Raw genomic sequence first — 12,538 nt, 5'->3', positions numbered from 1 at the left:
CTAGCGCCGCACCCGCGTGACGTGACCCATCTTGCGGCCGGGCCGCGCCGTCCCCTTGCCGTACAAATGAAGATGCGCGCCCGGTTCGGCGAGCAGATCCCGCCAGCGATCCACGTCGCTGCCGATCAGGTTCTCCATCGTCGCCTCGCGCCCGGTCAGCGTCGGCGCGCCGAGCGGCAGGCCGCAGATCGCGCGGATATGGTTCTCGAACTGCGAGCATTCGGCACCCTCGATCGTCCAGTGCCCCGAATTATGCACCCGCGGCGCCATTTCGTTGAACACCGGCCCGTCCGCGCCGACGAAGAACTCGCAGGCCAGCACGCCGACATAGTCGAGCTCGGTCGCGATCCGCTCGGCGAGCGCCGCCGCCTCGTCCGCCTGCGCCAGCACGGCGGCGGGCGCGGGCACGGTGGAGTGCCGCAGGATCGCATCGCGGTGGAGGTTGAGCGGCGGCGCGTAACGGACGATGCTGCCATCCAGCCCGCGCGCGATCAGGATCGAGAATTCATGCTCGAACGGCACGAACGCCTCGAGCACCGCGGGGCCGCCGATCGCGTCCCAGGCGTCCTGCGCACCCTCGGGCGCGTCGATCTTCACCTGCCCCTTGCCGTCATAGCCGAACCGCGCGGTCTTGAGCACGGCGGGCGTCCCGACCCGCGCCAGCCCCTCATGCAGGCTCGCGAGACTGTCGACCGCCGCCCATTTCGCGGGCCGTCCGCCAACGCTCTCGACGAAGCGCTTCTCACCGATCCGCTCCTGCGCCACGCGCAAGGCGCGCGGGCTCGGATGCACGGGAACGCGGTCGGCGAGCCATTCGACCGGCTCGACCGCGATATTCTCGAATTCATAGGTCACCACGTCGCAGGCGTCGGCGAAATCGGCGAGCACGATCCGGTTGTGATAATCGGCGCGCGTCATCGTCGAGGCGGACTGCGCGGCGACGCTTTCCTGGTCGGGGGCGAGCACATGCGTGTGATAGCCGAGCTGCGCCGCGGCGGTGGCAAGCATCCGGCCGAGCTGACCTCCGCCAAGGATGCCGATGGTCGATCCGGGGGGAAGCGGCGTCATGTCGGCGTCTTTCAGGCTGGGTCGGTGGCGACGGAGTCGGTCTGCGCGGCGCGCCAGGCTTTCAGCCGCTCGGCCAACGCGTCGTCGGCGGTCGCGAGGATCGCCGCGGCGAGCAGCCCCGCGTTGATCGCACCCGGCTTGCCGATCGCCAGCGTGCCGACCGGGATGCCGCCGGGCATCTGGACGATCGACAGCAGGCTATCCATGCCCTTCAGCGCCTTGGATTCGACCGGCACGCCGAGCACCGGCAGGTGCGTCATCGAGGCCGCCATGCCGGGCAGATGCGCCGCGCCGCCCGCGCCGGCGATCACGACCTTCAGCCCCCGATCGGCGGCGCTCGTCGCATAGTCGTAGAGCCGCTGCGGCGTACGATGCGCGGACACGACCCTGGTCTCGTACGCGACACCGAGCGCATCGAGCGTCTCGGCGGTGTGGCGCATCGTCTCCCAGTCGGAGGTGCTGCCCATGATGATGCCGATTAGAGCCAATTTCGCCCCCCGCTTCAGGAAGCGCCGTGCCTAGCGACGCGGGGGGACGAGGGCAACGCTGTTGGTGGCATCGTACGGATCGACCGGCAAACGCGATTGCCGCCATTTTCGACCGCACCTCCCCGGCGGAGGCCGGGGTCCAGTTGGGGGATGCCGTTAACGAAGCACGGCGCCCCGTTACCGCGACCTGTCCAACTGGGCCCCGGCCTTCGCCGGGGTGGCGCATCTCACCGGCCTGGGTCATTCGAGAAGAAAGGCTTACCGCTCGCTCAGGTAATAACGATCGGTCGCGTTCAAATCGGCGTCCAGCTCGTACACGATCGGCTGACCCGTCGGGATCTCGAGGCTCGTGATCTCGTCGTCCGGGATGTTGGACAGGTGCTTGACCAGCGCACGCAGCGAATTGCCGTGTGCCGAGATCAGCACGCGCTGTCCGTCCTTCAGCGCCGGCGCGATCCGCGCGTCCCAATAGGGCAGCACGCGATCGATCGTGTCCTTCAGGCTTTCGGCCTTCGGAATCGCGATGCCGTCATACCGACGGTCCCTGGACAGGTCGAACTCGCTGCCATCCTCGAGCGGGGGCGGCGGCACGTCGAAGCTGCGGCGCCAGATATGGACCTGCGCGTCGCCATGCTTGGCCGCGGTCTCAGCCTTGTCGAGCCCGGTGAGCCCGCCATAATGCCGCTCGTTCAGCCGCCAGTCCTTCTCGACCGGCAGCCAGAGCCGCCCCATCGCCTCGAGCGCGATGTTCAGCGTCTTGATCGCGCGCGTCTGCAGGCTGACAAAGGTCTGGTCGAAATCGAGCCCCTTGGCCGCCATCAGCTCGCCGGCGGCCTTGGCCTCGGCCTCGCCCTTGGCGGTCATGTCGACGTCCCACCAGCCGGTGAAACGGTTTTCGAGGTTCCAGCTGGACTGGCCGTGGCGGATCAGGACAAGTTTGGGCATGCGGGCTCCTGCAATGGCGAGGGACGAAATGGAAATGCGGCGATCGCCCCCTAACCGTCATCCTGACGAAAGTCAGGCTGACGGTTAGGGATCAGATCGCGTCGATTACATCCGCGAGCGTCTCGAGCATGGCATGCGCAAGCTGCTTCGACCGTTCCGGCGACCAGCCATATTCGGCATCGGGATTCGCGTCGTGATCCTTGAACGGCATCTCGAGCGTCATCGACACCGCGCCGAAGCGCTCGGCAAGCTGGTTGGTCGACATCGACAGGTTGGCGGTGCCGGGCGCGGATTTGGGATAGCCCTTCTCGGTCTGAAAGTCGGGCGTGTGCGCCGCGAGACGGCGGCCATAATCGTAGAATTTCTCGCCATGCGCATCGGTCCAGGACGGGATGCCCTCATAGCCCGCGATGAAGTTCGCCGGGATCGCCTCGTCGCCGTGGATGTCCATCGCTATGTCGACGCCGGTCACGTCCATCGCGTTGCGGACGCACAAGACTTCGGGGCTCTTTTCCGCGCTCGGCGTCGCCCATTCGCGGTTGAGGTTCACCCCCGCTGCATTGGTGCGCAGATGCCCGCGGTACGTGCCGTCGGGGTTCATGTTCGGCACGACGTGGAACGTCGCCTTTTCCAGCAGCGTCGCAGTCACCGGGTCGGCGGAATCGGTCAGCCGCTCCAGCGCGCCTTCCATCCACCATTCGGTCATCGATTCGCCGGGATGCTGGCGGCCATAGATCCACACCTGCTTGGGCCCGGTGCCGATGGTGAAGGCATCGATCGCCTGCCCGTCGAGCGACTGGCCAAGCTCGCGGTGCGTGACGCCCGGCAGCAGGGCGGTCCGCGCGATCAGCGCCGCATGCATCTCCATCGTGTACGGCGCGAAATAGGCGAACCAGGCGAGGTCGGTATCGGCGGTGAAATCGAATTTGAGCACGCCATCGGCGTAGCGGGTTTCGATCATCCGCCACGCCTGCCGATCAGTGCTCGCCCGCGCCTTGTAACCGGGCCAGCCGAACGGATAGGCCGAACTACCGGCATTGAGGATCCGGTAGGTCAGCGTCCGGCCCGCCGCCCCCGCCACGCGAAAGTAGAACCACTGGAAATAGTCGGAGTCGCGGTCCTTGACGATTTCCAAGTCGATCCGGACGCCATCGACCCGCACGAGACGGATATTGCCGCCATCGAAGGCGGCGTTGATGGCGAGAGGCGTGGTGGTGGTGGCGGCGGCGGTCATAGGGTGATCGTTCATTTCACCTGGATAGTGCGACCGGACTCGCCGGGGAACCCCGCGAACAGCGCGCTGGCGAGCTTTTCGGCCTGGATCTGGCTCGTTGCATCGGGCTTCCTCGCGTCAGCGAAGGTCTGCGCCCGCCCCTCCCAGACCGGCGACTGGTCGAGCGACCGCTTGATCGTCACCGCCATCTCGGTGACCAGGATCGCGTCGCGGCCGCCCCCGCCAATCGGGAAGCCGACCCCGCCGCCGAGCCCCACACCGCCGCCGCCCCGGCCGCCGCTGAAGCCACCGCCACCGATGCCGACGCTGAACGGCGACCGCTTGGGCGGCCCCGCCTGCGTGGTACGCGTGAAGGCGACGGTCGCGACCAGCAGCGGCTTCGTCCCCGGCGCGGGCGGGTTGTACCCGACCTTGATCAGCTGGCCCTGCACGGCGGCGGCATAGCTCTTGAACTCGAGGCTCGCCGGTGCGCCCGCGGTCAGCGGCTGGACCGCGATCGTGCCGCGGTCGAGCGGTTCGCCGAGGTGATAGCGCAGCACCTCGGTCGGCGGCAGCGACGGACCGGTCGCGCAGGCCGTGAGGGATGCGCCCGCCAGCGCGAGAACCATGATCGAACGAACCGCCATCGGGACTTCCTTAGAATGTTGCGCTACAGTAACGCTTGGACCAGCCGGGAGGGTTCCCGGCCGGAACGAGTGCGTCTGTTGCTTGACTTGGACACACCCCGCCATTAGGCGATCCCGTCTTTCCGCACACCTAGATTTGAAAAGAAGCGAATCGATCATGAAGATCCGCAATTCCCTGAAGTCGCTCAAGGATCGTCACCGCGATAACCGCGTGATCCGTCGTCGTGGCCGTACCTACGTCATCAACAAGACCAACCGTCGCTTCAAGGCACGCCAGGGCTAAACCCCTGAAGACCAGCGTCATTTTTGACGTCGGTCGTGTCCTGTACGATTGGGATCCCCGGATCCTGTACGAGCGCCTGATCGATGACGATCGGGCGCTCGACGCGTTCCTGCGCGATGTCGTCACGATCGATTGGCATTTCCAGCATGATGCTGGCCGCGACTTCGCCGACACCTCGGCGGAGCTATCTGCGTTGCATCCGCAGCATGCCGACCTGATCGCCGTCTGGGGCCCGCGCTTCAGCGAGAGTATCGGCCCGGCGATTGCGGGGATACACGAACTCGTCCGCGATCTCGACGCAGCCGACGTACCTTTGTTCGCAATCACGAATTTCAGCCACGAATTCTGGCCGCCGTTTCGCGCCCGCGAATCAGCGATGTTCGACCGCTTCCGCGACATCGTCGTGTCGGGCGACGAGAAGATCGTGAAGCCCGACCCCGCCATCTATCGGCTCGCGCTTGATCGATTCGGCGTGCGTGCGGACGAGACGGTGTTCGTCGACGACAATCCGGCCAATATCGCCGCCGCACGCGCGCTCGGGATCGAATCGGTGCTCTTCACCGATGCCGCCAGCTTCCGCTCGCGACTCGTCGAGCTTGGCCTGCCAATTGGCGCTAAGGGCGAAACGCCCCCGCGCTGAACCGTGCGCGCACGACGATGCGCGCCCGTAATTCCCATAGAAACGCCCGAAGACCGCGCATCGGATGTGCCGCGTCAGGACCGATCGTGTCGCCTGATATGGCAACCCGCTCCGACGCCGCTGGCCAGCGGGGGAGTCACCTCGCCGCGCACGTGCCTACGACGAACCGCCTCCTTCCCGGGGCGGACAGAAGGAACATCACGACAACCGGTGGAAATGGTTGAGGAATGTTCATCATTTCTACGCTATAGAGAGGGTCACGGGATTGGGGTTTTTCGGGAATTTCGATGTACGATGAACAGGGCGCACGGCGAGATCGTCGTGCCATTCTAAAGAACGGCCTTGTATTGGCCGGTGCACTTGCAGTTCCGAGTGCGGTATCTGCAACACAACGTCTTACGGCACGCGATTTGAAGCCGATGACTCAGCCACCATTGCCGCGTTCGCCGGCGATGCCGATTTCGTCGTCGCGCGTTGTGCGCCCCGAATTGCTGCGCCAGGCGATGGCCGCGCTGGGTCGCAACGGCAGCCGGATCCCGCATCACGACCGGATCGCGATCGCCGATTTCACCGCCTCGTCGTCGCAGCCGCGGTTCCACTTCGTCGACCTCGCCAGCGGCCGCAGCACGTCGCTGCTCGTGTCGCACGGCAGCGGTTCGGACCCGGCGCATACCGGCTATCTCGAGCGCTTCTCGAACGCGTTCGGCTCGAATGCGTCGTCGGAAGGCGCCTTCGTGACCGACGATTATTATGTCGGCAAACATGGTCGGTCGCAGCGGCTGATCGGGCTCGATCGCACCAACAACAATGCACTCGGTCGGGCGATCGTCGTCCATTCGGCGTGGTATGCGAACAAGGACATGATCGCGTCGCACGGCATGCTCGGCCGCAGCCAGGGCTGCTTCGCGGTCGGCGAGAAGGATCTCGACCAGGTGTTTGCCCGCCTGGGTCAGGGTCGGATGATCTTCGCCGCCAAGGTCTAAGGCACGCGCGCCGGTTGGCGCATCGCGCGGCGTACGCCGCCGATCGCCCCGGACCATAGCAGCGCGGGCAGCCCGGCATAGCCGAGCCCGAGATGCGCCGGCCGTGCGGCAAGCAGGTCGGCAACCCCCAAAGTCCCCGCGCGCAGGCCGGCCCGCCCGACACCGCGCCAGCGCCGCGCGGTTTCCCACCGGATCAGCCGGCGATCCTCCCCCGAACAGCGATGCCGTGCGAGAAACTTGGTCTGGATCGCCCCCAGTGCGGTACCCAGCGCCATCAACGCAGCACGATCGCGCACCGGACGCCGTGCCAGGACATGCGCCACGATCAGCGCCGCGATCCGGTCCACCTGTTCGCCGAACAAATCGGCATGCCGCTTGGCCAGAATCGCCGCGGCCACGGTCTCCATCCGCTCGGTGAACCGCTTCGAGACCCCGCCCGCGTGTACGCGGTACACCATCAGCGGCTCGTCGAGGCGCGCGATCGCGCCGAACCGGCGGATCCGCTGATACAGGTCGAAATCCTCCGCATAGACCCGCTCGGGCCGCATGAACGGATCGAGCCGCCGCGCCGCGTCGCCGCGAATCATGACCGATGACCAGATCAGCGGGTTCTCGATTCCCGTCAGCCAGTCGATGAGCATCGGCGTGGTGATCGCGGCATGCTCGGACGGCCTGATCACGCCGTCGACGAGCAGGTCCGCCGCCGTCCCGAGCAGCACGGTCGCCGGGTTCGCCTCCAGATACGCGACCTGGCGGGCGAAGCGGTCGGGGCGACACAGATCATCGGCATCGAGTGCGGCGATATAGCGGCCCCGCGCTGCAGCGACCCCGGCGTTGCGCGCCAGCACGGGGCCGCCATTGACCGGCATCGCCACCAGCCTGACGCGCGGATCGGACCAGCCCGCGACGCAGGCACGCGTCGCGTCGGTCGAGCAGTCGTCGACGACGATCACCTCGAAATCGATGAAAGACTGCGCGGCAAGGCTGTCGAGCGTGGCGGGCAACAAGGCTGCGCCATTATACACCGGCATGACGACGCTGATGACCGGATCGGGCCTGGGGCGGACGGCACGCGTCATCGAGAGGGAGCGCTCGGCATCCCCCTCCCCTTGCACGGTCAGGCTTTAACGGGCGATTACGTAGAGTTACGCGGCCCGCCGCTGAGCGTGTCCTTCAGTCAGCCCTTCGCGATCCAGGCATCGCCGATCTCGCGCAGCATATCGAGCGGTACGCGCCCATAAGCGAGCACCGCCGCATGATAGGCCTTGAGGTCGAACGCTGTGCCCATCTTCGCCTTGGCGCGTTCGCGGATATCGACGAACACCGAATGGCCAAGCTTGTAGCTCGCCGCCTGGCCCGGGTTGACGCAATAGCGCTCGACCTCGCGCGTCGCGAAGCCCTCCGCCTCGCCTTCCGCGTCGATGAAATGGCGGATCGCCTGTTCGCGGGTCCAGCGCAGGTGATGGATGCCCGTATCGACGACGCAGCGATTCGCGCGGAACAGCTGGAACTTCAGATAGCCGAGCCGCCCGAGCGGATCGTCATCATACATACCGATCTCGTCCGCGAGCTGTTCGGCGTAGAGCGCCCAGCCCTCGCCATAACCCGAAAAGCTCGTCATCTTGCGGATCAGCGGCAGCCGGGTATTCGACAGCGCGAGCCCGCTCTCCATCTGATGCCCCGGCAGCCCCTCGTGATAGACCGTCGTCGCGAGGCAGAATTTGGGCCAGTCGGCGCTGTCCTTCAGGTTGAAATAAACCAGCCCCGGCCGCGAGCCACCGATCGCCGGTGGCTGCGCGAACGCCGCGGCGGCACCGGCCTCGGTCTGCGCAGGCACGCGCCGCACCTCGAACCCGTAAGGCGGCATCCGCTCGAACACGCTTGGCAGTTTCGCGCGGATCGCCGCGAGCCGGTCGTTGCAATAGGCGATCGCCTCGCGCTTGCCCGCATCGGTGTTCGGATAGAGCTGGTCGGGATTCGTGTAGAGCGCGGCCATCCGCGCGCCGATGCTCCCCTTGCTGTACCCCTGTTTGCGCAACAGCGTGTCGAGCTGCGCCGACAGCATCTTCGCGTGGTCGAGCCCGAACCTGTGCACCTCGTCGGGCGACAGATTGGTCGTCGTCGTTGCGTTCAACGCGGCGGGATAGAAGGCGGCGCCCTCCTTCAGCTTCCACACGCCCGCATCATGCGTGGCCGTCCGGCGGAGGTCGCGGGTCGCCGCGATCTGCCGGTCGAGCGCGGGCAGCACCGCCGCGTCATAGATCCGCGCGGCATCGCGGCCATAGCTTTCGCCCAGCCCCTTGGCCGCCGCGCGCCGGACGAGACTCTGCACGACCAGCGCCTCGCTCCCAGGCTGGCGCGTCTTGGTCATCTGGTCGAGCGCGAGGTCGAGGATGAAGTCGGGGGCGACCACGCCGACGCCCGCGTCATGCCGCATGCGCGCGGTGTTCGCGTCAATCTGTTCGGCAAACGCCTGAAGCCGCTGCAGATAGGCGTCGGCATCACCCTTCGTCTCGATCCGGTGCTTGGTGTCGAGGAAATCGGGCACCGACTGATACGCACCCGACAGCTGCGACACGACATAGGGGCTGGGGCCATAGGACGTGCCGCCAAAATCGAACGCCTGCACCGCCGCCGCCGACCGCCGCGTATAGATCACGCAGTCGAGGTCGATCCGCTCCGCCGACGACAGCCCGGCGCGGTCGATCGCTGCAAGCTGCGCCAGCTCGGCCCTGGTCTGCACCTTCGCCGCGGCGATTCCTGCCGCCGACTGGTCCGACAGCTTCGCGCGCAGATCGGCGTTGGCGCCGGTATCGAGCCCGAGCGAGGTCGCACTCTCGGGACTGCGCCGCAACTGCGCCTGGACGAGCTGGTCGAACAGCCGCGACAGCGGCGTCGCGGGCGTGTCGGCTGCCTGCGCGAGCGCCGGTACCAGCGACGCCGCGCCGCCCAGCATCGTGCCCGCAAGCACCGCGCGGCGATGGATCTTCAAACTCATCCCACTCTCCGAAATGCAAACGGCCCGCCTTCCACCGGGAAGACGGGCCGTTCTTCGTCACGTCATGATGCCAGAGGCGATCAAGCGGTGCGCGTTCCCGACAGCGGGAAGCTGCCAAATGCGCCCGCACCGACGGTACCGGTCATCGTGTCGCCATCGACGGTCGCCTTGCAGTCGAGCGTCATCGGCATCGGCACGGTCATCGCCTGCTTCCAGCTCAGCGTGTCGCCATCGACCTCGCCGGTCACATCCATGCCGCCCATCGCACCCGACACCGCGCCCGAAAAGCTGGTGTCCGCGCTGTTCACGGTCAGCGTCATCTTCTGATCGCCCAGCGGCGACTTCACGACGCAATCCCAGCTGCCATCGACATTTGCCATGCTATTCTCTCCTTCGATTACTTGGCCTTGGCCGCAAGCGGCGTCACCGGAACCACCGGCAGCCCCGCGACCGAAGCCGCGCTCACGACCTCGACCGGCAACCCCAGGCTGTCAAGCTGCGGCTTGACCGTCTTGGCATCGCCGACGACCACCCAGGTGAATTTCTTCACGTCGATGACGCCCGCGATCGCGGTGTTCAGCTGCGGCAAGGTCAGCGCGCCGTAGCGTCGCGTGATCGTCGCGTAATAATCGTCGGGGCGCTTCAACAAATCATTCTGCTGCATCGCGCCGAGCACCGCGCCCGACGTCTCGAAGCTGCCGGGCAACGCGCGGATCCCGCCGTCGATCGCCAGCCCGAATTCGGTCTGGGTCATCGGCTTGGTCGTCACGAACTGCGTCACGTCCTGTTGCAGCGCGGTGATCGACGGACCAGTCTTGTCCGCCTGCACCCCGGCCGAGATGCCATAGGGCGCATCAAACGCGGCCGTCTGGAACCGCCCGCCTGCGCCATAGGACCAGTGCTTCTCCTCGCGCAGGTCCATGTTGATCCGGCTGAGGAAGCTGCCACCCAGCGCATCGTTCGCGGTGTTGAACACCAGCATGTCGTCGCTGCCCTTCAACCCGGTCCGCTGGCCCGCGAGGATCAGCGATTGCGGGCTGTTTGGCCGGTCGACCAGCACGATCTTCGGCGTCAGCGGCGTGCGCGTCGTCGGGAAGCTCTTGACCCCCGCCGGCCCCTGCGCCGTCCAGTCGCCAAACCCGCGGTCGAGCACCGCCCTGACCTCGGCGAGCGGGCGGTCGCTGACGACGAAGATCTTCGCCTTGTCGGGGCGCAGCCACGCCTGCTGGAACGCGATCAGGTCGGCGCGCGTCAGCGCGGCGACCGCCTTCGGATCACCGCCACCCTGTGCCTTGCCGTAAGGGGTATCGCCGTTGATCAGCTTGCCGATCACGCGGTTGCCCAGGCCCTGCGGGCTGGTTAGCTCCTGCTGAATGCCGGCCAGCTGCTGGTTGCGGACCCGGCCGACCTCCTCGTCCGCGAAGGCCGGATTGCGCGCGATATCCGCGAACAGCGCGACCGCGGGCGTCAAATTGGCGCTCGGCACGCTCATCGACAGCGTCGTCCGGTCGAGCGAAGTGCCTGTCCCGATCGACGCGCCCAGCCGCTCGCGCGCCTCGGCCAGCGCGATGCCGTCGAGCGTCCGCGTCCCCTCGTCCATCACGCTCAGCGTCAGCTGCTGCGTGCCGAGCTTGTCCGCGACATCGGCGGCATAGCCCGCGTCGAAGCTCAGCACCGCCTGCGTGATCGGCACCGCGTCGCGACGCGCATAGACGAGCTCGATCCCGTTCGACAGCCGCGCGCGCTCGACCGCAGGGAAGGCGAGTCCGGTCAGTTTGCCGACCGCGGGGATGCCGCCCGCGCGCGTGCCCTTGACCGGCGTCTCGGCCGCGGGCTTCACCGCGACCGCAGGCGGCACGGCCGCCTCCTCATATTTGTCGCGCTCGCCGTCGACGACGGTCAGCGTATAAGCGGGGCGCGTCAGCCAGCGCGTCGCGGCGGCCTTGACGCTCGCCGGCGTCTGCGCCGCGATAGCCGCCAACTCCTTCTTGTAGTGGCCCGGGTCGTTCGCATAGAGCGCGCCGCCCGCCAGCGCGACCGCCTTGCCGCCGAACCCGCCGACCGATTCATAGCCGCGGATACGGCCCGCGACCGCCTGCGTCTGGACGCGCTGGATCTCGTCCGCGGTCGGTCCGGTCTTCAGGAAGTCGGCAAGGATCTCGTCGAGCCGCTTCGACACGACCGCGGGATCGACGCCCGGCCGCACGATCGCGCGGATCGTGAACATGCCGATCTGCGCCATGTCGCTGTAACCCGCGGACACGTTGACCGCGAGTTTCTCCTTGCGGACCAGCGCATTGTCGAGCCGCGACGAGGCGAGCCCGCCCAGCACCGTACCACCGACGTCGAGCGCCGCGGCATCGGGATCGAGCATCCCCGGCACCGCCCAGTTCTTGGTGATCATCACCGCTGCGACACGGTCCTTCATCACCTCGTTCACCGGCGCGGCAAGCGTCGGCACGGTGACGGTCGGCAGGACCGACTTGGGGCCCGTCTTGATATCGCCGAAATATTTCTCGACTAGCGGCTTTGCGGTCGCCGCATCGACATCGCCCGCGAGCACCAGCACCGCATTGTTGGGCCCGTAATGCGAGCGGAACCAGTCCTTCACATCGGCAAGGCTGGCACGGTCGAGATCCGCCATCGACCCGATCGGGGTGTGGCCATAGGGCGTGTCCGCGGGGAACAGCCCGCCGAACAGCTTGTACTGGACGAGGCCGTAAGGCTGGTTGTCGCCCTGGCGCTTCTCGTTCTGGACTACGCCGCGCTGCTCGTCGAGCACGCCCTGCGTGATCGCGCCGGTCAGATGCCCCATACGGTCGCTCTCGAGGAACAGCGCGCGCTCGAGCGCGGCGGCGGGAACGGTCTCGAAATAATTGGTCCGGTCGAACGAGGTCGTGCCGTTAAAGTCGGTCGCCCCGACCTCCTTCAGCGGCGCGAAGAAATCGCCCGGCGCATTCTCGCTGCCGTTGAACATCAAATGCTCGAACAGATGCGCAAAGCCCGTACGGCCCCGCGGCTCGTGCTTCGACCCGACGTCATACCAGACCGACACCGCGACGACCGGCGCCTTGCGATCGGTGTGCACGATCACGCGCAACCCGTTCTTCAGCGTGAACTGCTGATAGGGAATATCGACCGAGGTGACGAGCGTGGCGACCGGCGCCGGCTTCGCGACCTGCGCGCCAACCGGCGCGACAAGCGCGGCGGTGGCGACGCCAGCTAGAGCCAAGAGCTTCAACGACATGGATTTTTCCCCGGAATACGACGACT

General features: G+C 66.9%; 12 protein-coding genes. 3 read left to right on the top strand and 9 right to left on the bottom strand.

The window, feature by feature from the left end; genetic code table 11:
- The 5 genes from GV027_RS08385 to GV027_RS08365 form a co-directional block, all read right to left on the bottom strand.
- Positions 1–1,068, bottom strand: a complete 1,068-nt coding sequence (locus tag GV027_RS08385) for a 5-(carboxyamino)imidazole ribonucleotide synthase (RefSeq protein ID WP_159511577.1) — start codon at positions 1,066–1,068, stop codon at positions 1–3.
- Positions 1,069–1,079: 11 nt separating this feature from the next.
- Positions 1,080–1,535, bottom strand: a complete 456-nt coding sequence (purE, locus tag GV027_RS08380; protein ID WP_159511576.1) for a 5-(carboxyamino)imidazole ribonucleotide mutase — start codon at positions 1,533–1,535, stop codon at positions 1,080–1,082.
- 279 nt (positions 1,536–1,814) lie between these two features.
- Complete coding sequence (gpmA, locus tag GV027_RS08375; RefSeq protein ID WP_159511575.1) at positions 1,815–2,501, bottom strand: 2,3-diphosphoglycerate-dependent phosphoglycerate mutase; 687 nt, start codon at positions 2,499–2,501, stop codon at positions 1,815–1,817.
- Between the two features lie 91 nt (positions 2,502–2,592).
- Positions 2,593–3,735 (bottom strand): M14 family metallopeptidase, encoded by a 1,143-nt coding sequence (locus GV027_RS08370; RefSeq protein ID WP_159512814.1) that lies wholly within the window; start codon positions 3,733–3,735, stop codon positions 2,593–2,595.
- Between the two features lie 11 nt (positions 3,736–3,746).
- A complete protein-coding gene (locus GV027_RS08365) occupies positions 3,747–4,361 on the bottom strand; it encodes a hypothetical protein (RefSeq protein WP_107931619.1) in 615 nt (204 codons plus the stop codon).
- A gap of 157 nt (positions 4,362–4,518) precedes the next feature.
- Here GV027_RS08365 and ykgO point away from each other — a divergent pair, with 157 nt between their 5' ends.
- The 3 genes from ykgO to GV027_RS08350 all read left to right on the top strand — a co-directional run bounded on the left by ykgO (position 4,519) and on the right by GV027_RS08350 (position 6,267).
- Positions 4,519–4,644, top strand: a complete 126-nt coding sequence (gene ykgO, locus GV027_RS08360; RefSeq protein WP_003046794.1) for a type B 50S ribosomal protein L36 — start codon at positions 4,519–4,521, stop codon at positions 4,642–4,644.
- Positions 4,645–4,648: 4 nt separating this feature from the next.
- Entirely contained in the window at positions 4,649–5,284 is a 636-nt protein-coding gene (locus tag GV027_RS08355; protein WP_159512813.1) for an HAD family hydrolase, read from the top strand.
- 287 nt (positions 5,285–5,571) lie between these two features.
- Positions 5,572–6,267, top strand: coding sequence for a murein L,D-transpeptidase catalytic domain family protein (locus tag GV027_RS08350; RefSeq protein ID WP_031439528.1), 696 nt, complete (start codon positions 5,572–5,574; stop codon positions 6,265–6,267).
- On the opposite strand, the gene GV027_RS08345 is transcribed toward GV027_RS08350, so the two are convergent.
- The 4 genes from GV027_RS08345 to GV027_RS08330 all read right to left on the bottom strand — a co-directional run bounded on the left by GV027_RS08345 (position 6,264) and on the right by GV027_RS08330 (position 12,512).
- The gene (locus GV027_RS08345) at positions 6,264–7,346 is read right to left on the bottom strand and encodes a glycosyltransferase family 2 protein (RefSeq protein ID WP_159511574.1); all 1,083 of its coding nucleotides are present in this window, start codon (positions 7,344–7,346) and stop codon (positions 6,264–6,266) included. The two genes, GV027_RS08350 and GV027_RS08345, sit on opposite strands and share 4 nt — an antisense overlap.
- A 98-nt stretch (positions 7,347–7,444) precedes the next feature.
- Positions 7,445–9,265, bottom strand: coding sequence for a DUF885 domain-containing protein (locus GV027_RS08340; protein WP_159511573.1), 1,821 nt, complete (start codon positions 9,263–9,265; stop codon positions 7,445–7,447).
- An 80-nt stretch (positions 9,266–9,345) separates the two neighbouring features.
- A complete protein-coding gene (locus GV027_RS08335) occupies positions 9,346–9,645 on the bottom strand; it encodes a hypothetical protein (protein WP_031439525.1) in 300 nt (99 codons plus the stop codon).
- A 17-nt stretch (positions 9,646–9,662) separates the two neighbouring features.
- On the bottom strand, positions 9,663–12,512 hold the full coding sequence (locus GV027_RS08330; RefSeq protein WP_159511572.1) for a M16 family metallopeptidase: 2,850 nt from the start codon (positions 12,510–12,512) through the stop codon (positions 9,663–9,665).
- Between the last annotated feature and the right edge of the window lie 26 nt (positions 12,513–12,538).

This window comes from Sphingomonas sp. T1 (genome assembly GCF_902506585.1).
In the GTDB taxonomy this organism is placed as follows: domain Bacteria; phylum Pseudomonadota; class Alphaproteobacteria; order Sphingomonadales; family Sphingomonadaceae; genus Sphingomonas; species Sphingomonas aerolata.
The sequence above is the reverse complement of the archived record's forward strand: the minus strand, read 5'-3'. Positions and strand labels throughout refer to the sequence as shown.

What these genes read in the sequence shown, in the direction of transcription:
- GV027_RS08385 (WP_159511577.1), bottom strand. Translation starts at nt 1,068, where the DNA reads ATGACGCCGCTTCCCCCCGGATCGACCATCGGCATCCTTGGCGGAGGT.
- GV027_RS08335 (WP_031439525.1), bottom strand. Translation starts at nt 9,645, where the DNA reads ATGGCAAATGTCGATGGCAGCTGGGATTGCGTCGTGAAGTCGCCGCTG.
- GV027_RS08370 (WP_159512814.1), bottom strand. Translation starts at nt 3,735, where the DNA reads ATGACCGCCGCCGCCACCACCACCACGCCTCTCGCCATCAACGCCGCC.
- GV027_RS08365 (WP_107931619.1), bottom strand. Translation starts at nt 4,361, where the DNA reads ATGGCGGTTCGTTCGATCATGGTTCTCGCGCTGGCGGGCGCATCCCTC.
- gpmA (WP_159511575.1), bottom strand. Translation starts at nt 2,501, where the DNA reads ATGCCCAAACTTGTCCTGATCCGCCACGGCCAGTCCAGCTGGAACCTC.
- GV027_RS08330 (WP_159511572.1), bottom strand. Translation starts at nt 12,512, where the DNA reads ATGTCGTTGAAGCTCTTGGCTCTAGCTGGCGTCGCCACCGCCGCGCTT.
- GV027_RS08340 (WP_159511573.1), bottom strand. Translation starts at nt 9,265, where the DNA reads ATGAGTTTGAAGATCCATCGCCGCGCGGTGCTTGCGGGCACGATGCTG.
- purE (WP_159511576.1), bottom strand. Translation starts at nt 1,535, where the DNA reads ATGGGCAGCACCTCCGACTGGGAGACGATGCGCCACACCGCCGAGACG.
- GV027_RS08350 (WP_031439528.1), top strand. Translation starts at nt 5,572, where the DNA reads ATGTACGATGAACAGGGCGCACGGCGAGATCGTCGTGCCATTCTAAAG.
- ykgO (WP_003046794.1), top strand. Translation starts at nt 4,519, where the DNA reads ATGAAGATCCGCAATTCCCTGAAGTCGCTCAAGGATCGTCACCGCGAT.
- GV027_RS08345 (WP_159511574.1), bottom strand. Translation starts at nt 7,346, where the DNA reads ATGACGCGTGCCGTCCGCCCCAGGCCCGATCCGGTCATCAGCGTCGTC.